At 60.7% G+C, this 21,132-nt stretch carries 19 protein-coding genes; 9 read left to right on the plus strand and 10 right to left on the minus strand.

The window, feature by feature from the left end; translation table 11 throughout:
* Positions 1 to 249: 249 nt before the first annotated feature.
* Positions 250 to 966, minus strand: a complete 717-nt coding sequence (locus ACM1ZW_RS06470) for a TraX family protein (RefSeq protein WP_414880267.1) — start codon at positions 964 to 966, stop codon at positions 250 to 252.
* A gap of 131 nt (positions 967 to 1,097) precedes the next feature.
* Here ACM1ZW_RS06470 and ACM1ZW_RS06475 point away from each other — a divergent pair, with 131 nt between their 5' ends.
* Both ACM1ZW_RS06475 and ACM1ZW_RS06480 read left to right on the plus strand, forming a co-directional pair.
* The gene (locus tag ACM1ZW_RS06475) at positions 1,098 to 2,138 is read left to right on the plus strand and encodes a low specificity L-threonine aldolase (protein ID WP_017341185.1); all 1,041 of its coding nucleotides are present in this window, start codon (positions 1,098 to 1,100) and stop codon (positions 2,136 to 2,138) included.
* A 244-nt stretch (positions 2,139 to 2,382) separates the two neighbouring features.
* Positions 2,383 to 3,207 (plus strand): SDR family oxidoreductase, encoded by an 825-nt coding sequence (locus ACM1ZW_RS06480; RefSeq protein ID WP_416740331.1) that lies wholly within the window; start codon positions 2,383 to 2,385, stop codon positions 3,205 to 3,207.
* 105 nt (positions 3,208 to 3,312) lie between these two features.
* On the opposite strand, the gene gbcB is transcribed toward ACM1ZW_RS06480, so the two are convergent.
* On the minus strand, positions 3,313 to 4,413 hold the full coding sequence (gbcB, locus tag ACM1ZW_RS06485) for a glycine-betaine demethylase subunit GbcB (protein ID WP_017341187.1): 1,101 nt from the start codon (positions 4,411 to 4,413) through the stop codon (positions 3,313 to 3,315).
* 283 nt (positions 4,414 to 4,696) lie between these two features.
* On the opposite strand from gbcB, the gene gbcA reads away from it, so the two are divergent.
* Positions 4,697 to 5,992 (plus strand): glycine-betaine demethylase subunit GbcA, encoded by a 1,296-nt coding sequence (gene gbcA / locus ACM1ZW_RS06490; protein WP_031319164.1) that lies wholly within the window; start codon positions 4,697 to 4,699, stop codon positions 5,990 to 5,992.
* A 736-nt stretch (positions 5,993 to 6,728) separates the two neighbouring features.
* Here the strand turns inward: gbcA and ACM1ZW_RS06495 are convergent.
* The 7 genes from ACM1ZW_RS06495 to ACM1ZW_RS06525 all read right to left on the minus strand — a co-directional run bounded on the left by ACM1ZW_RS06495 (position 6,729) and on the right by ACM1ZW_RS06525 (position 15,182).
* Positions 6,729 to 7,295, minus strand: coding sequence for a GNAT family N-acetyltransferase (locus tag ACM1ZW_RS06495; RefSeq protein WP_414883092.1), 567 nt, complete (start codon positions 7,293 to 7,295; stop codon positions 6,729 to 6,731).
* A 60-nt stretch (positions 7,296 to 7,355) separates the two neighbouring features.
* On the minus strand, positions 7,356 to 8,126 hold the full coding sequence (locus ACM1ZW_RS06500; protein WP_017341190.1) for an electron transfer flavoprotein subunit beta: 771 nt from the start codon (positions 8,124 to 8,126) through the stop codon (positions 7,356 to 7,358).
* 15 nt (positions 8,127 to 8,141) lie between these two features.
* On the minus strand, positions 8,142 to 9,362 hold the full coding sequence (locus ACM1ZW_RS06505) for an electron transfer flavoprotein subunit alpha/FixB family protein (protein ID WP_416740332.1): 1,221 nt from the start codon (positions 9,360 to 9,362) through the stop codon (positions 8,142 to 8,144).
* Entirely contained in the window at positions 9,362 to 11,311 is a 1,950-nt protein-coding gene (gene dgcB / locus ACM1ZW_RS06510; RefSeq protein ID WP_416740333.1) for a dimethylglycine demethylation protein DgcB, read from the minus strand. Before dgcB ends, ACM1ZW_RS06505 begins: the two co-directional genes overlap by 1 nt.
* A gap of 208 nt (positions 11,312 to 11,519) precedes the next feature.
* Complete coding sequence (gene dgcA, locus ACM1ZW_RS06515; protein WP_017341193.1) at positions 11,520 to 13,580, minus strand: dimethylglycine demethylation protein DgcA; 2,061 nt, start codon at positions 13,578 to 13,580, stop codon at positions 11,520 to 11,522.
* A 15-nt stretch (positions 13,581 to 13,595) separates the two neighbouring features.
* Complete coding sequence (locus ACM1ZW_RS06520) at positions 13,596 to 14,126, minus strand: DUF5943 domain-containing protein (protein ID WP_007947752.1); 531 nt, start codon at positions 14,124 to 14,126, stop codon at positions 13,596 to 13,598.
* A 78-nt stretch (positions 14,127 to 14,204) separates the two neighbouring features.
* Positions 14,205 to 15,182 (minus strand): dipeptidase, encoded by a 978-nt coding sequence (locus ACM1ZW_RS06525; protein ID WP_008033250.1) that lies wholly within the window; start codon positions 15,180 to 15,182, stop codon positions 14,205 to 14,207.
* A gap of 231 nt (positions 15,183 to 15,413) precedes the next feature.
* Here ACM1ZW_RS06525 and ACM1ZW_RS06530 point away from each other — a divergent pair, with 231 nt between their 5' ends.
* The gene (locus tag ACM1ZW_RS06530; RefSeq protein WP_017341195.1) at positions 15,414 to 15,815 is read left to right on the plus strand and encodes a lysozyme inhibitor LprI family protein; all 402 of its coding nucleotides are present in this window, start codon (positions 15,414 to 15,416) and stop codon (positions 15,813 to 15,815) included.
* Between the two features lie 60 nt (positions 15,816 to 15,875).
* Positions 15,876 to 16,292, plus strand: coding sequence for a DUF3010 family protein (locus tag ACM1ZW_RS06535; protein ID WP_414883091.1), 417 nt, complete (start codon positions 15,876 to 15,878; stop codon positions 16,290 to 16,292).
* A 136-nt stretch (positions 16,293 to 16,428) separates the two neighbouring features.
* Here the strand turns inward: ACM1ZW_RS06535 and ACM1ZW_RS06540 are convergent, their stop codons facing one another.
* A complete protein-coding gene (locus tag ACM1ZW_RS06540) occupies positions 16,429 to 17,373 on the minus strand; it encodes a GlxA family transcriptional regulator (protein ID WP_416740334.1) in 945 nt (314 codons plus the stop codon).
* Between the two features lie 194 nt (positions 17,374 to 17,567).
* Between ACM1ZW_RS06540 and choX the strand changes: the two genes are divergently transcribed.
* The 4 genes from choX (at position 17,568) to ACM1ZW_RS06560 (ending at position 21,126) form a co-directional block, all read left to right on the plus strand.
* A complete protein-coding gene (choX, locus tag ACM1ZW_RS06545) occupies positions 17,568 to 18,512 on the plus strand; it encodes a choline ABC transporter substrate-binding protein (RefSeq protein ID WP_416740335.1) in 945 nt (314 codons plus the stop codon).
* 75 nt (positions 18,513 to 18,587) lie between these two features.
* Positions 18,588 to 19,475, plus strand: coding sequence for a 3-keto-5-aminohexanoate cleavage protein (locus tag ACM1ZW_RS06550; protein WP_017341199.1), 888 nt, complete (start codon positions 18,588 to 18,590; stop codon positions 19,473 to 19,475).
* A 141-nt stretch (positions 19,476 to 19,616) separates the two neighbouring features.
* Complete coding sequence (locus tag ACM1ZW_RS06555; protein ID WP_017341200.1) at positions 19,617 to 20,582, plus strand: L-carnitine dehydrogenase; 966 nt, start codon at positions 19,617 to 19,619, stop codon at positions 20,580 to 20,582.
* A 67-nt stretch (positions 20,583 to 20,649) separates the two neighbouring features.
* Complete coding sequence (locus tag ACM1ZW_RS06560) at positions 20,650 to 21,126, plus strand: thioesterase family protein (RefSeq protein WP_416740336.1); 477 nt, start codon at positions 20,650 to 20,652, stop codon at positions 21,124 to 21,126.
* Positions 21,127 to 21,132: the final 6 nt, after the last annotated feature.

Below are 21,132 nucleotides of genomic sequence, written 5' to 3' on the forward strand. Positions count from 1 at the left end.
CCCTTTGATGCGATGGTATGACCGGCGCAGACAGGTCAAATGCCTACGGACGCCACGCAAAGGTGCGTTTACGACATGGGCTGCAAAGGATGGCCGGCAAAGGCTCTTGTGGCGAGGGAGCTTGCTTCCGCTCGGCTGCAAAGCAGTCGTAAAACCGACAAACTCGATCTAACTGCAGAATCGCATTTGCTGGGTGTCGGGCTGCCGCGCAGCCCAGCGGGAGCAAGCTCCCTCGCCACAGGGCTGGAGTCAGGACAGGAGTTGGCGCAAGGCCAGAAGAACGAGAAAATGTACGGGATAGAGCGCATACGCCCAACGCCGCATCGGCGGCGGTTTGAAATGCCTGGCCTGTCGCAACAAGAGCAGCCCTGGCAATGGCGCGATCAGGCAAGTGGCGATGCCGAGGATGGCTGCACCATTTCCAAACCTGGCGGAGTGATACAGCACCTCCCATTGGTTGGCGGCCAGGCAGACCAGTCCGGGTAACAGGCTGAAGTACCAGGGCCGCTTGATCACCAGCAACATGGCCAGCGGCAGCAGAACGCCGAAGAAACCGAACATCAGTCGCTCCGAGAACAGTGCTGCCACGGTCAGAGCACCCACCGCGAGCAGTCGCGAGTGCAGCGTTTCGTGCCGCCAGCCGCGCGCGACCAGCAGCCCAAGCGCCAGCGTAGGCAACACGTTCAAGGTGTCCGGATCAGGAATGTACATCCGGTAGGGAATTTCACTGATGGCGCTGAACAGCAGCAACCAACCCAGATAACGCCACTGGCCGTCGGTCGTCGCTGCACCGGCGCGCGACAGATTGGCCGCTATCGCTAAACAAAACCAAGGAAACGCTAGCCTCCCCGGTACATACAGAATATCGACGGAATAACCGACATATCGCAGGTGATCGAGCACCATGCTCAATAGCGCCAGCCACTTGAGCAGATCGAGTGCCCCGTCGCGTTGAGTCATGTGCATAATTGCCCGGTGTCCTTGTAATGTTCTGACAGTGACATCCCGTGTGCTCCCCGGACGATCTTCGGTAAAGTGCGCACCATCATTGACCACGAAGCTCTTCACCATAGGAGCCTCGACCACGGAAGCCGGCCATGACCGACAAGAGCCAACAATTCGCCAGCGACAACTATTCCGGTATCTGCCCTGAAGCCTGGGCCGCCATGGAACAGGCCAACCACGGCCACCAACGCGCCTATGGCGACGATGAGTGGACCGCTCGCGCGTCCGATCAATTCCGCAAACTGTTCGAAACCGACTGCGAAGTGTTCTTCGCCTTCAACGGCACCGCCGCCAACTCCCTGGCCCTGTCGTCGCTGTGCCAGAGTTACCACAGCGTGATCTGCTCGGAAACCGCCCACGTCGAAACCGACGAATGCGGCGCGCCGGAATTCTTTTCCAACGGCTCCAAGCTGCTGGTCGCCCGCACCGAAAACGGCAAGCTGACCCCGGAATCGATCCGCGAAGTGGCCCTCAAGCGCCAGGACATCCACTACCCGAAACCGCGCGTCGTGACCCTGACCCAGGCCACCGAAGTCGGCAGCATCTACACCCCGGAAGAAATCCGCGCCATCAGCGCCACCTGCAAAGAGCTGGGCCTGAACCTGCACATGGACGGCGCGCGCTTCTCCAATGCTTGTGCATTCCTTGGCTGCTCGCCAGCGGACCTGACCTGGAAGGCCGGGGTCGATGTCTTGTGCTTCGGCGGCACGAAAAACGGCATGGCCGTGGGTGAAGCGATTCTGTTCTTCAACCACAAACTGGCCGAAGACTTCGACTACCGCTGCAAACAGGCAGGTCAGCTGGCATCCAAGATGCGTTTCCTCTCGGCGCCGTGGGTCGGGATTCTGGAAAACGACGCCTGGCTCAAATACGCCCGCCACGCCAACCACTGCGCGCAGTTGCTGGCCGAACTGGTCAGCGACATTCAGGGCGTTGAGTTGATGTTCCCGGTGCAGGCCAACGGCGTGTTCCTGCAACTCTCGGAACCGGCCATTGCCGCGCTGACCGCCAAGGGCTGGCGCTTCTACACCTTCATCGGCAACGGCGGCGCACGCTTCATGTGCTCGTGGGACACCGAAGAAGAACGCGTTCGTGAACTGGCGGCGGACATCCGGGAAGTCATGTCCCGCTAACCAGCACCCCGATCCCCCCTGTGGCGAGGGAGCTTGCTCCCGCCCGGCGGCGAAGCCGTCGCAAAAACCGCCATCGCGGTCTGCCTGACAGACCGCATCCTCCATATTTGGGGCTGCTGCGCAGCCCAGCGGGAGCAAGCGCCCTCGTCACAAAAGCTCACTCGCCACTCACCACAGCCTCTTGGTCTACATTGTCCTGCGAGCCACTCGATTCGCTCAGACAATAACAATCAGGAGCGCACGCATGTCCTTACAAGGCAAAACCCTGTTCATTACCGGCGCCAGTCGCGGGATTGGTCGTGAGATCGCACTGCGGGCGGCGCGGGACGGGGCCAACATTGTGATTGCGGCCAAAAGTGCCGAGCCTCACCCCAAACTGCCGGGTACGATTTTCAGTGTGGCGAAGGAAGTCGAGGACGCAGGCGGCAAGGCGCTGGCCTTGCAGGTGGATGTGCGTGATGAAGTCGCGGTGCGTGAAGCACTGGCCCAGGCCAACGAACATTTCGGCGGCATTGATGCGCTGATCAACAACGCCGGCGCAATCAAGCTGACGGGCGTTCAGCACATCGAACTCAAGCGCTTTGACCTGATGCACCAGATCAACACCCGCGCGGTGTTGCTGTGCAGTCAGGCTGCCCTGCCCTATCTGAAAAAAAGCAGCGGGCATATCCTCAACCTGTCACCACCGCTCAACCTGGCCACCAAATGGTTCGCCCAATACAGCCCGTACACCGTGACCAAATACGGCATGAGCATGCTCACGGTGGGCATGAGCGAGGAATTCAGGAACTACGGCATCAGCGTCAATTCGCTGTGGCCGCAGACCATGATCGCCACCGCCGCCATCGAGTTTCAGCTGGGGTCACGGGAGTCGTTCAAGCATGCGCGTACGCCGGCGATCATGGCCGATGCGGCCCATGTGATCCTGGACAGCAGCGGTCGCCGCATTACCGGGCGGTTGCTGATTGATGAGGAGATTTTGCGAGAGAATGGCGCGACCGAATTTGATCACTACCGCTTTGAGCCCGGCACCAACGACAAGCTGATGACCGACTTGTTTGTGGACTGAAGCACCAATCCTTGTGGGAGCGAGCCTGCTCGCGATGAGGCCGTCATATCCAACAGAGATGTTGACTGACAGACCGCTATCGCGAGCAGGCTCGCTCCCACAGGTTTAAAACTCGATGCGCACGTCGCCCTTCGGCACGCTGCAGCACGACAAAATATACCCTTCGGCTTCGTCTTCCTCGGTGATCCCGCCGTTGTGGTCCATCTCGACTTCGCCTCCCAGCTTCATCACCTTGCACGTGCCGCAGATCCCCATCCCGCAGGCCTTCGGAATCAATAGCCCCAGCTTGGCAGCAGCGGCGTGGACCGTTTCTCCCGGCGCAACGCGAATGCTCTTGCCGGACGCGGTGAATTCCACTTGATGCAGATCCGCCACATCGATGTCCGGTGCTTCGGCTGCAATTTCGGCTTGCTCCACCGCATCGGCGCGGGCTTCCGGTGGCGTGGCACCGAAGGACTCCTCGTGATACCGCTTCATGTCGAAACCAGCGGCCTCGAGCATGCGTTTCACAGCGTTCATGTACGGCGTCGGCCCGCAGCAGAACACTTCGCGCTCAAGGAAGTCCGGTGCCATCAGTTCCAGCATCTTGTGATTCAGGTAACCGCGATAACCGGCCCACGGTTCACCCAGACCATGCTTCTCGCAGATCAGGTGCAGGCTGAAGTTGTCGATCCGCGACGCCATGTGTTCCAGCTCGCGGTGGTAAATGATGTCCTTGGGCGAACGGGCGCTGTGGATAAACACCATGTCGACGTTGCCGTTGGTGTCGTAGAACCAGCGCGCCATCGACATCACCGGCGTGATGCCGACACCGCCGCTGAGGTAGAGCACTTTCGGCGCGGTGAAATCCATGGCGTTGAACAGCCCGACCGGCCCGTGTACCGCCAGTTCCTGACCTTCGTGCAAGGTGTCGTGCAACCAGTTCGATACCTTGCCGCCCGGTACGCGCTTGATGGTCACCGAAAAGCTGTATGGCACCGATGGCGAGCTGGAAATGGTGTAGGAGCGCATGATCGGCACGCCTTCGATTTCCAGCTCCAGGGTGACAAACTGGCCCGGCTTGAAGAAGAACAGGATCGGCTGGTCGGCCATAAAGCAGAAGGTGCGCACATCCCAGGTTTCCTGGATGACTTTGACGCAACGGACAATGTGTCGGCCATTGGCCCAGGTCTGGGTAGTTACCGGATTCAGGAAGCTGTTGGACATGCTGTTCTCCACCGCCGATGGTCGGCCTTATGTTGGCGATTCTGCGTATAGCGGGAACCACCCATTTACCTATCTGCGACATTCACATACTTATCGCGACCAGCCCCCAACTACCGAGGGTTGCGCGTCGGGAACAGATTGGGCCATGTCGCCCATGGATAAGGTTCTGGGTAGCGCCGGCCCCACACTCGCCCCATACCAAGACACACTCTTTACACCCTTGCGTAGCAAACCTGATTAGCCACTTTCGCCGGCCACACAGAATGGCCTTGAGGATTAAATGATGGACGTCACCACTACCCTGAGCCTGGGCGATCCACTGGAACCCGCACGCAAGGCCACTGCGCAGATGCTGCAAGAGCGCGAGCGTACTTTCTCGCTGCCGCAGCCGTTTTACTCTGACGAGCGGCTGTTTGATATCGACATGCAGGAAATCTTCCAGAAAGAGTGGTTGATTGCCGGCATGACCTGCGAAATCCCGACCAAGGGCAACTACCTGACCCTGCAGGTCGGCAAGAACCCGATCATCGTGATTCGCGGCGCCGAAGGCGTGGTGCATGCGTTCCACAACGTCTGCCGTCACCGCGGTTCGCGGCTGTGCACCAGTGAAAAGGGCAAGGTCGCCAAGCTGGTCTGCCACTACCACCAGTGGACGTACGAGCTGGACGGCCGCCTGCTGTTCGCCGGCACCGAAATGGGCGCCGATTTCGACATGAAGCAGTACGGCCTCAAACCGGTGAACGTGAAGACCGCCGGCGGCTACATTTTCATCAGCCTGTCGGAGAACCCGCCGGCCATCGATGACTTCCTGTCGACGCTGAACCATTACATGGAACCGTACGACATGGAGAACACCAAGGTGGCGGTGCAAACCACCTTGATGGAAAAGGCCAACTGGAAACTGGTCCTGGAAAACAACCGCGAGTGCTACCACTGCAACGCGTCGCACCCGGAACTGCTGAAAACCCTGCTGGAATGGGACGACGTCACCGACCCGCGCGCCGACCAGGCGTTCAAGGACCACGTCGCTGCCTCCGCCGCTGCCTGGGAAGCCGAGAAGATTCCTTACGCCCACGCCAGCTTCGGCCTGCGTAACCGCATCGTGCGCATGCCGCTGCTCAAGGGCACCGTGTCGATGACCATGGATGGCAAACAGGGCTGTGCCAAACTCATGGGCCGCATCAAGAACCCGGACCTGGGCTCGATGCGCATCCTGCACCTGCCGCACTCGTGGAACCACTGCATGGGCGACCACATCATTGTCTTCACGGTGTGGCCGATCAGCGCGCAGGAAACCATGGTCACCACCAAGTGGATCGTCCACAAGGATGCCGTTGAAGGCGTGGACTACGACGTGGAGCGCATGCGCCAGGTCTGGGATGCGACCAACGACCAGGACCGTCGCCTGGCTGAAGAGAACCAGCGCGGGATCAACTCCACCGCGTACCAGCCTGGGCCTTACTCGAAGACTTATGAGTTTGGCGTGGTGAACTTTGTGGACTGGTACAGCGAGCGGTTGCTGAACAACCTGGGCGCGGAACCTGCGCCTTACCTCAAAGGGGTTCCGGTTCAGGGCTGACCGATCCCCGGGACAAAAAAACCGCGAACATGTTTCGCGGTTTTTTATTGTTCAAATTTCGACCAATTGCTTTAGAGCTGCTGCGGATAGGGGGCTGTAGCGGTTAGCCAACAAGTTATCCACACGTCCACCCACAGCAAATGGGGACAACTCGGTTTATCGCCCCCATATTCGTCACGGAAACTGAAGAAAATCCGTGACTTATCCAGAAGCAGGGTTTTCAGCAACGATTGGTTGTTTTTTGATCTGATTCTTGCAGGCCACGGTTTTAAAGGCTCACAGAGGATGGCGAACACCTTATCCACAGAAGCGCCAACAGACTTTGGGGGCAACTTTGGCGAGTCTGTGGAAAACCTTCGAAAGCCGCGATAAATCGGGGTTTGCGAAAGGTTTATCCGCGTAAATCGGCTATTCGGTTGTTTTTTAATCAGACGCCTGACAGGCCCGTTTTATATGGCCTGTAGCGGACAGCGAACATCTTATCCACAGAAGCGCCAACAGAGATTGGGGGCAAGTATTGCCGCCCGCATAAACTTATCCTCGGGAAAAAGCCCGAAAAAACCGAAAGTTAGACTGGTTGTTTTTTGTACGAAGGCTTGCAGGGCTTTGTTTTCATGGCGTGCAGCGATGGGCGAACATGTTATCCACAGAACCGCTAACAGGGATTGTGGGTAACGTCATCTCAACCTGTTGAAACAGGACAGGATCGCCAGCGTCGCTTGGCGGTCCAGTCCCACTAGGGCCACTGCATGAGGTAGGCCTCACCGGTCACCCGAATCATCGGGTGAGGGGTGATCTGGCAGGTATCGACGATTCGAAAGCCATGGCGCTCGTAGAACCGACGGGCGCCGGTGTTGACGGCGTAGTCGATCAGGCTCAACCCCTTGAGGCCCAACTGGCGGGCGCGCTCGTGAGCATGGGCGAGAAACTGCTTGCCCAGCCCCTGATTGCGCCAGCCTTCGTGCAGCGCCAGGCTGGAGATGTAGAGCGTATCGGGGATTTCCATGTCGGCATACGGCGCCAGCACCGGGTCGGTGGTGGGTTCGGCCAGGGGATCGTGGCGCATCGTGTAGCTGTGCATCATGCCGATGACCTGCCCGTCCGCTTCGGCAATGAGGCAGTTCTGATAAGAAAAATCGACATCGTCGCGGGCATAACGACTGGCGCCCACGTCCAATAGATCCTGGTCGGGCTCTGCCAGCTGGCTCCAGATGTAATCCGCAGCACCCTCTGACGAAATCTGGAACAGACGAGCAATCTCTCGCGCATCAGTGCGCTGAGCCGAGCGGAATTCAACGGTCATTGTTGTTCCTTGTGGGAGCGGGCTTGCTCGCTCCCACATTTGATGTGTGGTGGTTGTGAGTCAGCGAACCACGCCTTCTTCGATCAATAACTTGAGAATCGCCTCGGCACCCGCTTGCGCAGTCACGCCTTTAAGCACTTGTCCGCCGCCGCCACTGGCCTTGGCCGTCGCGGCTTTCATCCGGTCTGCGCCGCTTTTGGCCTTGATCACTTTCAAGCGTTTAGGCCGCGGTTTGGCAGGTTGCAACGTGGCGACCGCCAGCAGGTCATCGTCGATCACTTCGACTTCATCCGCCTGCAACACCCCGCGCCGAGCCGGGCCGTAGGCGCTCTGCCGAGGCTTCGGCGCGGCGTTATCCACTGTCGCGAGAAACGGCAGACGGACCTTCAAACGACGACGCTGACCACGGGGCAAGGCTTGCAGCACCAGCGCCGTACTGCCATCGATGGATTCCACCTGAGCCAGCCCGACCACCAGCGGCCAGCCGAGGCTCTCCGCCAGCAGGAACGGCAGCATGCCCGAGCCTTCACCGGTTTCTGCCTGGCTGCCGGTCAGCACGACTTGCGCACCGGCATCGCGCAGATAGGCGGTCAACGCCGGCAATGCATCGGCGCCCTGAGGTTGTTCCAGTACATGCAACTGCTCCAGGCCCATGCCCAGATAAGCGCGCAACGCCGGTTCCGCGACGTCGCCGGCATGCAGCACTTGCAGGTTATCCCCAGCCAGTTGCAGACCCAGTTCCACGGCCCGCGCATCCTGCTCCGCGCGACGTGGCCGGCCGGAAGTCGGGTGGGCGCCGATGGACACCAGGCTGATGATTTTCGTGCTCATAACCCTTTCCTTCCCTTAAGCCGCATCGCGCTTGGCTTCGTTGCGGTAAGCCTCTACCGCCGCGATCAAGGCTTGAAGAATCTCGGCGCTTTCGCCGATCACCGACAGGTCGGCCCGTTTGATCATGTCGCAGCCAGGGTCGAGATTGATCGCCACCACCTTGTCGCAGGCACCGATGCCTTGCAGGTGCTGGATCGCCCCGGAGATCCCTACCGCCACGTACACCCGAGCCGTGACCCAGGTGCCCGACGCCCCGACCTGCCGGTCACGGGCCATAAAGCCGTCGTCCACTGCCACCCGGGACGCGCCTTCGGTGGCGCCGAGCGCTTCGGCGGTCCTGTGGAAAAGTCCCCAGTCCTTGACGCCGTTGCCGCCGGAGAAGATGAACTCGGCTTCGGCCATCGGAATCGCCGCCGGGTCCACTGCCACTGCGCCCAGATCCTCGATCCGCGACAGACTGCGCGCCACGGTTGTGGATAACTCCACCGGCAAGGCTTCGTGTCGGGTTTCGCTCACGGGTTCGGCACATTCGACGGCAGCTAGAATCAAGCGTGCAATCGGACGTGCAAGGTCTTGCAGACCCGCACCGGCGCGACCGATGCATTCCTGATCCTTGACCTGCCAGACCCTTGTGGCCGGGCGTTCGCCCAATGCAGCGGCAAAGCGCCGACCCAGTTCGCCGCCACCGCTGCGGCTGTCCGGCAGCAGCCAGTGACGCGGGCTGAACTGGTTATCCACAGCCCGCAGGCCCTGGATTCGTTGTTCCGGTGCATAACCGCTGAATTCGTCGCCTTCGAGAACCAGCAGGCGATCGACGCCGGCAGTGGTGAAAGCGCTTTCCTTGTGTTCGCCGAAGACCACGGCCAATACCGCGCCGTCCTTGCCGGCCAATTGATGGGCCAGACCGAGCAAGTCGCGGTCGTGGCTGCTCAAGCGGCCGCCGACCATGTCCGGCACCACGCTGATGTAGAACGCCGGGGCAGGGACCTGATGCAGCGGCAATTGCACTTCAACGGCGGCCGAGCGTTTGGTCGCCCCGCCCTGCTGAGCGCCGCTGCGGTCGATCCGTTTAATGCCGTTCGGGCCGATGAAACCCATGCCATGGGGATTTTTGCGGATGACGCCATTCGGCCCCATCCAGCTGTGTTGCGCCGGTTGCATGGCCGCGTGCAGCGGGTGCAGGCGGTTACGGGCAATCCATTCGGCGCGGGGGTCACGGCGGATAATGTCGCTCATCAGTGGGCCTCCGCAGGTTCACGTTGGGCCGGTGTGGACGGTTTGCTTGGGGCTGCGTCTTCGAGCAGCGCGTCCGCCACCAGTTCGGCGATGTCCTTGATCAACGGACGCGGTTCGACCACGCCCTCGAGCATCGCGGTGCACTGTGGACAACCCACGGCCACCAGTTCGGCGCCGGTTTCGCGGATGTCTTCCATGCGCATGTCGGGGATCCGTTGCTTGCCCGGAATGTCGGTGATCGGCGCGCCGCCACCACCGCCACAGCAGCGCGAGCGGAAACCGGAGCGTTGCATCTCTTTGACTTCGATCCCGAGGGCGCGCAGCACTTCACGCGGCGCCTCGTATTCGCCGTTGTAGCGACCGAGGTAGCACGGGTCGTGATAGGTCACGCTGCTGCCTTTGTGCTGGCCAAGACTCAGGGCGCCAGCGCCGATGATCTCGGCCATGTAGGTGCTGTGATGCTGAACGAGGTAGTTGCCGTCGAAAGCGCCGTATTCGTTTTTCAGCACATGGAAGCTGTGCGGGTCGCAGGTGACGATGCGGTTGAAGCTGTACTTGGCCAGGGTCTGGATGTTGCGCTTGGCCAACAACTGGAAGGTTGCTTCGTCGCCCAGTCGGCGGGCCACGTCACCGCTGTCGCGCTCTTCAAGACCGAGCACGGCGAAGTCGACTTTGGCCGCTTTCAGCACTTTGACAAAAGCGCGCAGAGTGCGCTGGTTGCGCATGTCGAAAGCGCCGTCGCCGACCCAGAACAGCACGTCGACGAATTTCTTCTCGCTCATCAGAGTGAGGTTCAGGTCCGCTGCCCAGTTCATCCGCCCGCCCGGTGCGAAACCGCCGGGGTTGTCGGTGGCGATCAGGTTTTCCAGGACTTCGGCGCCCTTGTTCGGGGTCGCGCCTTTTTCCAGTGTCAGATGGCGGCGCATGTCGACGATGGCATCGACGTGCTCGATCATCATCGGGCATTCCTCGACGCAGGCACGGCAGGTGGTGCAGGACCACAGGGTTTCGGCGTCCACCAGACCGTTGACGATCGGTTGATGCGGATTGCCGGCGTGCTCACCAATCGCCTTGCCCGGATAAGGGCTGCCGGCGAACTTGGCATCGGTGCCACCGGCGAGGCCGACTACCATATCTTGAATCAGCTTTTTCGGGTTCAACGGCTGGCCGGCGGCGAACGCCGGGCAGGCGGCTTCGCACTTGCCGCATTGCACGCAGGCGTCGAAACCGAGCAGTTGGTTCCAGGTGAAATCCTTGGGTTTTTCCACACCCAGCGGTGCACTTGGATCGCTGAGGTCCAGCGGCTTCAGACCGGTGGAACGACCACCGCCAAAACGTTCGGCGCGACGGTGCCAGGCCAGGTGCAAAGCACCGGCGAAGGCGTGCTTCATCGGCCCGCCCCAGGTCATGCCGAAGAACAATTCCGAGACACCCCAGAGCACGCCGATCCCGAGGATCACGGCCAGGATCCAGCCACCAAAGTTTTCCGGCAGGATGCCTGCCACCGGCAGGGTCACCAGAAAGAACGACGCCGAAAACGCCAGCAAGCTTTTCGGCAAACGCATCCACGGGCCTTTTGACAGGCGGGCCGGTGGGTTGCGCCGACGCAGGTACACAAAGATCGCGCCGACGAACATCACCGCCGTCATCAGCAACAGCGCATAACCGAGGAAGCGGTTATGCAGGCCGAAACCGTGCACCAGAATCGCGAGTACAGCGGACGCCACCGCACCGCCGGCCGTAGCGACATGGGTGTTGGCGATGTATTTGTCCCGCGCGACGACGTGGTGCAAGTCGACCATGTAGCGCTTGGGCATGGCGAACAGGCCGCCGATCAGGTCGACTTTCGAAGCCCGGCCCCGGCGCCACATAGCCACCCGCCGCAACGCGCCCAGAACCGCAAGGCCCAGGGCAGCGAACAACAGGATTGGAAGAAGGGTGTTCAACATGGTGGAGCTCCCAAAGACCGCAGGGTCGTGTGCGTGCCGGTAAGAGCGACGCACTACTTGTGGCGAGGGAGCTTGCTCCCGCTGGAGCGCGAAGCGCTCCCAAAACAGCCGCAGGTATCCATCTGATACACCTCGACTGCCGGTTTTGGGGCCGCTTCGCAGCCCAGCGGGAGCAAGCTCCCTCGCCACAGGTGATGGTGGTTATCCGTTAGAAATCCTTGCACAACCGCAGCGCGTCGTAGATCGCCGCGTGGGTGTTGCGCTGCGCCACGCAGTCACCGATGCGGAACAGCAAGTAGCCGTCGCCCGCCTGGCTCAGCGAAGGTTGCGGCTTGATCGCGAACAGGGCTTCGATGTCCATCTGGCCTTTGTTGCGCGAGCCTTCCTTCATGGCGTAGTAGATTTCTTCGTCCGGACGCACGCCGTTTTCGACGACCACCTGGTCCACCACCCGCTCCTCTTTGGCGCCGGTGTATTCGTTTTCCAGCACCGCCACCAGCTTGTCGCCTTCGCGGTAGACCTTCTCCAGCATCATGTCCCCGGTCATGATCACTTCTTTCGGGTACATGCTGCGGTAGTACGTCGGGAACGAGGTACCGCCAATCGCTACGCCCGGCTTGATGTCGTCGGTGACGATCTCGACCTGGCAGCCCTTGTCGGCGAGGAAGTCGGCGGTCGACATCCCGGTGAACTCGCAAATGGTGTCGTAGACCAGCACGTTCTTGCCCGGCGCCACTTTGCCGTCAAGGATGTCCCAACTGCTGACCACCAGGCCTTCGGCCGCGCCCCAGTGTTCGTTCTGCTCCAGGAATGGATGACCGCCAACGGCGAGCACCACTACATCCGGGCGCAGGTCGAGAATGGTTGCCGCATCGGCGGCCACGCCCAGGCGCAGGTCGACTTTCAGACGCGCCAGCTCCAGTTGGAACCAGCGCGTGATACCGGCGATCTGGTCCCGTTGCGGGGCTTTCGAGGCGGTGGTGATCTGCCCGCCGATAAATTCTTTCTTCTCGAACAGGGTCACGTCGTGGCCACGTTCGGCAGACACGCGAGCCGCTTCCATCCCGGCAGGGCCGGCACCGACCACCACGACTTTGCGCTTCACACCGGTCGATTTCTCGATGATGTGTGGCACGCCCATGTATTCACGGGAGGTCGCGGCGTTCTGGATGCACAACACGTCCAGGCCCTGGTACTGACGGTCGATGCAGTAGTTGGCGCCGACGCATTGCTTGATCTGGTCAACCTGGCCCATCTTGATCTTGGCGATCAGGTGCGGGTCGGCGATGTGGGCGCGGGTCATGCCGACCATGTCCACGTAGCCGCCTTCCAGAATACGGGTCGCCTGGTTCGGGTCCTTGATGTTCTGCGCATGCAGAACCGGGGCCTTCACCACTTCCTTGATACCGGCGGCCAGGTGCAGGAATGGCTCCGGTGGATAACTCATGTTCGGAATAACGTTGGCCAGGGTGTTGTGGGTGTCACAACCCGAACCCACCACGCCGATGAAGTCGATCATGCCGGTGTCGTCGTAGTACTTGGCGATCTGCTTCATGTCCTCGTGGGACAAGCCGTCCGGGTGGAATTCATCACCGCACAGACGGATGCCGACACAGAAATCCGGGCCGACTTCAGCCCGCACAGCCTTGATCACTTCCAGGCCGAAACGCATGCGGTTCTCGAAGCTGCCGCCCCATTCGTCGGTGCGTTTGTTGACCCGCGGGCTCCAGAACTGGTCGATCATGTGCTGGTGCACGGCGGACAGCTCGACGCCATCCAGGCCACCGGCCTTGGCCCGCGCGGCGGCGCTGGCATAGTTGCCGATCACCCGCCAGATTTCTTCCGGCTCGATGGTTTTGCAGGTCGCGCGGTGCACCGGTTCACGGATACCCGACGGCGACAGCAGGGTTGGCCAGTGCTCGCCGTCCCAGCGCGAGCGACGGCCCATGTGGGTAATCTGGATCATGATCTTGGCGCCATGCTTGTGCATGGCATCGGCCAGGTTCTGGAAGTGCGGGATGATCCGGTCGTCGGCCAGGTTGACCGACTTCCACCAGCCTTGCGGGCTGTCGATGGCCACGCTGGAGGAACCGCCGCAAATCGCCAGGCCGATCCCGCCCTTGGCTTTCTCTTCGTAATACTTGACGTACCGGTCGGTGGTCATGCCGCCGTCGGTCGCGTAGACCTCGGCGTGCGCAGTGCTGAGCACGCGGTTGCGGATGGTCAGTTTGCCGATCTGGATCGGCTGGAACATTGCTTCGAAAGCCATGGCGGGGTCCTCGACTTACAACGGCTTGACGGTGAACAAACCGTCGTCGTGGCCTTCTTCGGAGCCACCGTAGACTTGCTCGGCAACCGTACGAATCTTGCTGCCGCGGGCCTGCAGAATCTGGTCCATGGCACCGGCAAACCAGCCGGTGAACATGTAGTCGACCTTGCGCCCGACCTTGCCGTACACGTAGACGAATGCCGAGTGTTCAAGCTTGACGCTGGCGGTGCCTTTGTCGAGGTCGATGTCCTGGATCTTGAACAGGCCCCAGCCGCGTTGCGACAGACGCTTCATGTAGTGCTCGAACACCGCGACGCCTTCCAGGCCGTGGCATTCAGCTTCTTTTTCACACCAGTGCCAGGCGGATTTGTAGCCGGCCTTGTACAGAATCTCGGCATAGGCTTCGGCGCCCAGCACTTCCTCGATGCCCATGTGGTTATTCACGAAGAAGTGACGCGGTACGTACAGCATTGGCAGGGCGTCGGAAGTCCAGACACCGGTTTCGCTGTCGACTTCGATTGGCAATTGCGGGGCGATCTTGGCCATGGAAACTTAACTCCAGAAAAATTTGGGTGTTGCCCCCGGCACGGGCGGCCGGGGGAAAGGATTCAGAGGTGCTGTGGCTTACTCGCCCCAGACGTCCTTGAGGACGTTGACCCAGTTCTCGCCCATGATCTTGCGGACCACGCGCTCGGAGTGGCCGCGCTTGAGCAGGGTTTCGGTCAGGTTCGGGAACTCGCCCACGGTGCGGATGCCCAGCGGGTTGATGATCTTGCCGAAGCTGGTCAGACGGCGGGCGTAGCCCTTGTCATGGGTCAGGTATTCGAAGAAGTCCTGGCCATGGCCCTGGGTAAAGTCGGTGCCGATACCGATGGCGTCTTCGCCAACGATGTTCATGGTGTATTCGATGGCTTCGGCATAATCGTCGATGGTCGAATCGATGCCCTTGGCCAGGAACGGCGCGAACATGGTCACACCGACGAAACCGCCGTGATCGGCGATGAACTTCAGCTCTTCATCGGATTTGTTGCGCGGGTGAATTTTCAGGCCCGACGGCAGGCAATGGGAGTAGCAGACCGGCTTCTTGGATTCGAGGATCACTTCTTCGGAAGTCTTCGAACCGACGTGGGACAGGTCGCACATGACGCCAACGCGGTTCATCTCGGCAACGATTTCACGACCGAAGCCCGACAGGCCGCCATCGCGCTCGTAGCAACCGGTGCCGACCAGGTTCTGGGTGTTGTAGCACATCTGCACGATACCGACGCCCAGCTGCTTGAACACCTCGACGTAGCCGATCTGGTCTTCAAACGCGTGAGCATTCTGGAAACCGAACAGGATGCCGGTCTTGCCCTGCTCCTTGGCCTTGCGGATGTCGGCGGTGGTGCGCACCGGAATCACCAGGTCGCTGTTCTCGCGGATCAGCTTCTGACTGGCGGCGATGTTGTTGACGGTGGCCTGAAAGCCCTCCCACACCGACACGGTGCAGTTGGCCGCGGTCAGACCGCCCTTGCGCATGTCTTCAAACAGCTCGCGGTTCCACTTGGCAATAATCAGCCCGTCGATAACGATGCTGTCGGCGTGCAATTCGGCTGGGCTCATCAGGCTGTCCCCTATTAGCGATTCGTGCGCCGAATCGTGTGCCGGCGCTTTGGGGCCAGCATATGCCTGAGGACCGGTGCAGCCGGGTGCAAAAACGACAGGGGGTTTGCCGAAAGCGTCAATCTGCGACAAAGGGTCGATATCGGCGCTTATCACCTGGCTGTTCAATGCCGTCCGCTTGGGCCAGAATTCGGCGTATTACTGGATGCTTACTGGATTTAGGGCGACGCAATGAAATCGATCTTCCTGGCTTTGGCACTGATAGCGACCGGCGTACAGGCGGCTGAAGAGTCCGACACCAACCCCTGCGATGCAGTCGAAAACGACGTCCAGACCCTGGAATGCTCGGTCTACAGCCGAACCACCGCCGAAGACCTGCTCAAGGACAACTACCAAAGCCTGACCGAGCGCATGCAAACGCTCTATGGCAAGAGCCCGACGCAACTGGCCGACATCACCGCCAAAATCAAGGCTGCCCAGCAACAATGGCTGAAGACCCGGGACGCGGATTGCGCGGTTGAAGCGTTTCCGGCGACCAGTGGCAGCAAGGCGTTTACGATTGCGCAGAATGACTGCGTGGCGCGGATGAGTGATGAGCGGTCGGAGTTTTTGGAGTCGATTGGGCAGGAGTGATGCAAACTCCGGCCAACCAGAGCGGTAAAGCTGCTTACTTCAGCCAGTAAAGGGATCGAAATGAACATCTGCGGCATCGAAATCAAAGGCAGCGAAGCAATCATCGCCGTGGCCTCTCTCGACGATCAGGTGCTAAGCCACGTCGCGCTCAACACCAAGAAAATCGCCCTCGACGATGACGACGAGGCCGCCAACGTCAAGGTCTTTGCCGCTCAAGTGGCGTCGTTTGTTCGCGAGAACGCCATTGACCGGATCGCGATCAAGAAGCGCAGCAAGAAAGGTGAATTCGCCGGTGGGCCGACCACGTTCAAGATCGAGGGCATTTTTCAGTTGCTGGAGAACTGCGAGGTGACGCTCTTGTCACCGCAGACGATCAATGCGCAGAACAAGAAGTTTGATTTTGAGCTGCCGGGGACGTTGAACAAGTATCAGCATGAGGCTTATAAGGCGGCGTGTTCGGCGCTGCTGAAGAAGTAAGCGTTTTTTCTGGCCACACAAATCACCTGTGGGAGCCAGCCTGCTGGCGATGAGGGAGTAGCAGTCAACAACATTGTTGCCTGACACACCGCCATCGTTAGCAGGCTGGCTCCCACATTGGTTCTGTGTACCTGCATCAGGCGTTGGCAGTACGCCGGTCTTCCCGGGGGCAACGCGCAAACCGCGCCCGATAACTGCGGGTGAAATACGACGGTGATTCAAACCCGCACGCGATACTCACCTCCAGCACGCTCATGTCCGTCTGCCGCAACAACTGCCGCGCCTTCTCCAGTCGCAACCGCAGGTAGAAATTGCTCGGTGTGTCGTTCAGGTGCAGTCGAAACAACCGCTCCAGCTGCCGCCGCGTCACTTTGATAGATTCCGCAAGCTCCAGCGTGGTCAGCGGCGGCTCACTGTGCTGTTCCATCTCGCCAATAACGTGAACGAGCTTCTTGTTGCTGATGCCATACCGCGTGGCGACTTCCATGCGTTGGTGGTCTTTGCGCGGGCGGATACGGCCGAGTACGAATTGTTCGCTGACCTGGATCGCCAGTTCCGGGCCGTGGGCCTGGGCGATGAGGTCGAGCATCAGGTCGATGGACGCGGTGCCACCGGCGGAGGTGATGCGCCGACGGTCAATCTCGAACAGCTCCTGGGTGACGCTGAGCTGTGGATAAGACTCCTTGAAGGCGTCGATGGCTTCCCAGTGCAGGGTCAGGCGATGACCGTCGAGCAGGCCGGCTTCGGCAAGGACGAAACTGCCGGTGTCGATGGCGCCGAGGGTCACGCCTTCGTTGTCCAGTCGGCGCAGCCAGTGCTCCAGTGCCGGGGTGGCGAATTTCAGCGGTTCGAAGCCGGCGACCACCAACAGCGTCGCACCTTTCTTCAGCGGCTCTAGTGCCGCATCGGCGTTGACCGACATGCCGTTACTGGCCAGCACCGCCCCGCCGTCTGCGCTCAGCACATGCCAGCGATACAGCTCGCCGCGAAAGCGATTGGCGACCCGCAGCGGCTCGATGGCCGAGATAAAGCCGATGGCCGAGAAACCCGGCATCAACAAGAAGTAGAAATCCTGGGACATGGAGCGCACTCGGTTGGCGGCTGGCGTGTGATGTTGATACGCCACTTGCGCGCGGCATTCAAGAGCACAGGTCGCCGCAGTGCAAGAGCTGGTCGCCGCAGTGCGCTTTGACGGGCCTCAAGCTGCGTAACTTGGCATCACCGGCGCACAAAGACGACCGGACCCACAATAACGAACTGCCGAGGAAACCTGAGATGAAACGACTGATCAGCAGCTGTGTTCTTGCACTCAGCGGTACCGCTTTCCTGAGCGCCAGCGTCATGGCCGCCGAACCCGCTTCTTGCCAGAACGTCCGCATGGGCGTGGTGAACTGGACCGACGTGATCGCCACCAGTGCCATGACTCAGGTCCTGCTCGATGGCCTCGGCTACAACACCAAACAAACCAGCGCGTCCCAGCAAATCATTTTCGCCGGGATCCGCGACCAGCGCTTGGACCTGTTCCTGGGCTACTGGAACCCGCTGATGACCCAGACCATCACGCCGTTCGTCGACGCCAATCAGGTCAAGGTGCTTGAAGCGCCAAGCCTGAAAGACGCCCGCGCCACTCTCGCCGTACCGACTTATCTCGCCGACAAGGGCCTGAAGACTTTTGCCGACATCGCCAAGTTCGTAAAAGAACTGGGCGGCAAAATCTACGGCATCGAGCCCGGTTCGGGCGCCAACACCCAGATCAAGGCGATGATCGCCAAGAACCAGTTTGGCCTCGGCAAGTTCCAGTTGGTCGAGTCCAGCGAGGCCGGCATGCTCGCCGCGGTGGACCGCGCCGTACGCCGCAAAGAAGCCGTGGTGTTCTTCGGCTGGGCGCCGCACCCGATGAACGTCAACGTGCAGATGACTTACCTCACCGGCAGCGACGACGCGCTGGGCCCGAACGAGGGCATGGCCACGGTCTGGACCGTCACCTCGCCGAACTACGCGCAGCAGTGCCCGAACATCGGCAAGTTGCTCAGCAACCTGACCTACACCGCCGAAGACGAGAGCCGGATGATGCAGCCGCTGCTGGATCACAAGGACGCCTTCGAATCAGCGAAGCAATGGCTGAAAGATCACCCGCAAGACAAACAACGCTGGCTGGAAGGTGTGACCACCTTCGATGGCAAACCGGCGGCTGACAATTTGAAACTGACCAGCAAATAAACCCCGATTGAACCACCGACTCGCAGCCCTACGGGGCTGCGAACGGAATCATCACGCCTGCAAGGAATCCGCCTCATGAACCACGACGTCATCATCACCTGCGCACTCACCGGTGCTGGCGACACGACCAGCAAAAGCCCACACGTGCCGGTCACCCCGAAACAAATCGCCGCCGCCGCCGTAGAAGCAGCAAAAGCGGGCGCCACGGTCGTCCACTGCCACGTGCGCAACCCGGAAACCGGCAAGTTCAGCCGTGACGTGGCGCTGTACCGCGAAGTGATGGAGCGCATCCGCGAGGCCGACGTCGACATCATCGTCAACCTCACCGCCGGCATGGGCGGCGACCTGGAAATCGGCGCCGGCGAGAACCCGATGGAGTTCGGTCCGAACACCGACCTGGTCGGCCCGCTGACCCGTCTGGCCCACGTCGAAGAACTGCTGCCGGAAATCTGCACCCTCGATTGCGGCACCCTGAACTTCGGCGACGGCGACACCATTTACGTGTCCACCCCGGCGCAGCTGCGTGCTGGCGCCAAACGCATTCAAGAGCTGGGCGTGAAGGCCGAGCTGGAAATTTTCGACACCGGTCACCTGTGGTTCGCCAAACAGTTGATCAAGGAAGGCCTGCTCGACGACCCGCTGTTCCAGCTCTGCCTGGGCATCCCGTGGGGCGCGCCGGCGGATACCACCACCATGAAAGCCATGGTCGACAACCTGCCGGCAAATGCCGTGTGGGCCGGTTTCGGCATCGGTCGCATGCAGATGCCGATGGCGGCGCAAGCGGTGCTGCTGGGCGGCAACGTGCGGGTCGGTCTGGAAGACAACATCTGGCTGGACAAGGGTGTGCTGGCAACCAACGGCCAACTGGTCGAACGCGCCTCGGAAATCCTCAGTCGCCTCGGCGCCCGGGTTCTGACGCCGGCGGAAGGCCGGGCAAAAATGGGCCTGACCAAGCGCGGTTGATCCCGACACCTTTCCCCCTGTGTGAGCGAACCTGCTCGCGATGACGTCGGTAAAACCGAAACATCATCTGCGACAGGAATACCGCCATCGCGAGCAGGCTCGCTCACACAGTTTTTTCCGAGCCAAATTCAGGTAATCGCCATGACTTTTATCACCGAAATCAAAACCTTCGCCGCCCTGGGCAGCGGTGTCATCGGCAGCGGCTGGGTCTCCCGCGCTCTCGCCCACGGCCTCGACGTGGTGGCCTGGGACCCGGCGCCCGGTGCCGAAGCCGCCCTGCGCAAACGCGTCGCCAATGCCTGGGGCGCGCTGGAGAAACAAGGCCTGGCACCCGGTGCTTCGCAAGATCGCCTGCGCTTTGTCGCGACCATCGAAGAGTGTGTTCGCGATGCCGATTTCATTCAGGAAAGCGCCCCGGAACGCCTCGATCTGAAACTGGAACTGCACAGCAAAATCAGCGCGGCGGCCAAGCCCGATGCCTTGATCGGCTCCAGCACTTCGGGCCTGTTGCCGAGCGAGTTCTACGAGAGCTCGACCCACCCCGAACGCTGCGTGGTCGGCCACCCGTTCAACCCGGTTTATCTGTTGCCCCTGGTGGAAGTGGTCGGCGGCAGGAACACTGCCCCGGAAGCCGTTCAAGCCGCCATGAAAGTCTACGAATCCTTGGGCATGCGTCCGCTCCATGTGCGCAAGGAAGTGCCAGGATTCATCGCCGACCGTTTGCTCGAAGCACTGTGGCGCGAGGCGCTGCACCTGGTCAACGACGGTGTGGCGACCACCGGTGAAATCGACGACGCGATCCGTTTTGGCGCGGGTCTGCGCTGGTCGTTCATGGGCACCTTTTTGACTTACACCCTGGCCGGAGGCGATGCCGGCATGCGGCACTTCATGGCGCAGTTCGGGCCGGCGTTGCAATTGCCGTGGACGTACCTGCCAGCACCGGAACTGACCGACAAGTTGATCGACGATGTGGTGGACGGCACCAGTGATCAGTTGGGCAAGCACAGCATTTCCGCGCTGGAGCGCTATCGTGATGATTGCTTGCTGGCGGTGCTGGAAGCAGTGAAAACCACCAAAGAGAAGCATGGGATGGCCTTCGCCGACTAACCACCGCTCTCTGTAGGAGCCGGCTTGCTGGCTCCTACAGGTTCTTATTACTTCAGGACCTGATCCCATGCCCGCGCTTACGACTTACAGCACCACAATCATCCCCGACTGGGTCGACTACAACGGCCACCTGCGCGACGCCTTCTACCTGCTGATTTTCAGCTACGCCACCGACGCACTGATGGACCGTCTGGGCATGGACAGCGACAACCGCGAAGCCAGCGGCAGCTCGCTGTTTACCCTCGAACTGCACCTCAACTACCTGCACGAAGTGAAGCTCGGCGCCAACGTTGAAGTGCACACCCAGATCATTGCTCACGACAGCAAACGCCTGCACCTCTATCACAGCCTGCATCTGGTCGGCGATGACAAGGAACTGGCGGGCAACGAACAAATGCTGCTGCACGTCGACCTCGCAGGACCGCGTTCCGCGCCGTTCAGCGAAGCAACGCTGGACAAGCTGCAAGCCATCGTTGCCGAACAAACCGACCTGCCTGCCCCTGCCTGCATTGGCCGAGTGATCGCTCTACCTACAAAAAAATAACAAGGA

This window comes from Pseudomonas sp. NFX71, from assembly GCF_048079215.1.
Classification (GTDB): domain Bacteria; phylum Pseudomonadota; class Gammaproteobacteria; order Pseudomonadales; family Pseudomonadaceae; genus Aquipseudomonas; species Aquipseudomonas fluorescens_B.

What these genes read in the sequence shown, in the direction of transcription:
- ACM1ZW_RS06470 (WP_414880267.1), bottom strand. Translation starts at nt 966, where the DNA reads ATGCACATGACTCAACGCGACGGGGCACTCGATCTGCTCAAGTGGCTG.
- ACM1ZW_RS06475 (WP_017341185.1), top strand. Translation starts at nt 1,098, where the DNA reads ATGACCGACAAGAGCCAACAATTCGCCAGCGACAACTATTCCGGTATC.
- ACM1ZW_RS06480 (WP_416740331.1), top strand. Translation starts at nt 2,383, where the DNA reads ATGTCCTTACAAGGCAAAACCCTGTTCATTACCGGCGCCAGTCGCGGG.
- gbcB (WP_017341187.1), bottom strand. Translation starts at nt 4,413, where the DNA reads ATGTCCAACAGCTTCCTGAATCCGGTAACTACCCAGACCTGGGCCAAT.
- gbcA (WP_031319164.1), top strand. Translation starts at nt 4,697, where the DNA reads ATGGACGTCACCACTACCCTGAGCCTGGGCGATCCACTGGAACCCGCA.
- ACM1ZW_RS06495 (WP_414883092.1), bottom strand. Translation starts at nt 7,295, where the DNA reads ATGACCGTTGAATTCCGCTCGGCTCAGCGCACTGATGCGCGAGAGATT.
- ACM1ZW_RS06500 (WP_017341190.1), bottom strand. Translation starts at nt 8,126, where the DNA reads ATGAGCACGAAAATCATCAGCCTGGTGTCCATCGGCGCCCACCCGACT.
- ACM1ZW_RS06505 (WP_416740332.1), bottom strand. Translation starts at nt 9,362, where the DNA reads ATGAGCGACATTATCCGCCGTGACCCCCGCGCCGAATGGATTGCCCGT.
- dgcB (WP_416740333.1), bottom strand. Translation starts at nt 11,311, where the DNA reads ATGTTGAACACCCTTCTTCCAATCCTGTTGTTCGCTGCCCTGGGCCTT.
- dgcA (WP_017341193.1), bottom strand. Translation starts at nt 13,580, where the DNA reads ATGGCTTTCGAAGCAATGTTCCAGCCGATCCAGATCGGCAAACTGACC.
- ACM1ZW_RS06520 (WP_007947752.1), bottom strand. Translation starts at nt 14,126, where the DNA reads ATGGCCAAGATCGCCCCGCAATTGCCAATCGAAGTCGACAGCGAAACC.
- ACM1ZW_RS06525 (WP_008033250.1), bottom strand. Translation starts at nt 15,182, where the DNA reads ATGAGCCCAGCCGAATTGCACGCCGACAGCATCGTTATCGACGGGCTG.
- ACM1ZW_RS06530 (WP_017341195.1), top strand. Translation starts at nt 15,414, where the DNA reads ATGAAATCGATCTTCCTGGCTTTGGCACTGATAGCGACCGGCGTACAG.
- ACM1ZW_RS06535 (WP_414883091.1), top strand. Translation starts at nt 15,876, where the DNA reads ATGAACATCTGCGGCATCGAAATCAAAGGCAGCGAAGCAATCATCGCC.
- ACM1ZW_RS06540 (WP_416740334.1), bottom strand. Translation starts at nt 17,373, where the DNA reads ATGTCCCAGGATTTCTACTTCTTGTTGATGCCGGGTTTCTCGGCCATC.
- choX (WP_416740335.1), top strand. Translation starts at nt 17,568, where the DNA reads ATGAAACGACTGATCAGCAGCTGTGTTCTTGCACTCAGCGGTACCGCT.
- ACM1ZW_RS06550 (WP_017341199.1), top strand. Translation starts at nt 18,588, where the DNA reads ATGAACCACGACGTCATCATCACCTGCGCACTCACCGGTGCTGGCGAC.
- ACM1ZW_RS06555 (WP_017341200.1), top strand. Translation starts at nt 19,617, where the DNA reads ATGACTTTTATCACCGAAATCAAAACCTTCGCCGCCCTGGGCAGCGGT.
- ACM1ZW_RS06560 (WP_416740336.1), top strand. Translation starts at nt 20,650, where the DNA reads ATGCCCGCGCTTACGACTTACAGCACCACAATCATCCCCGACTGGGTC.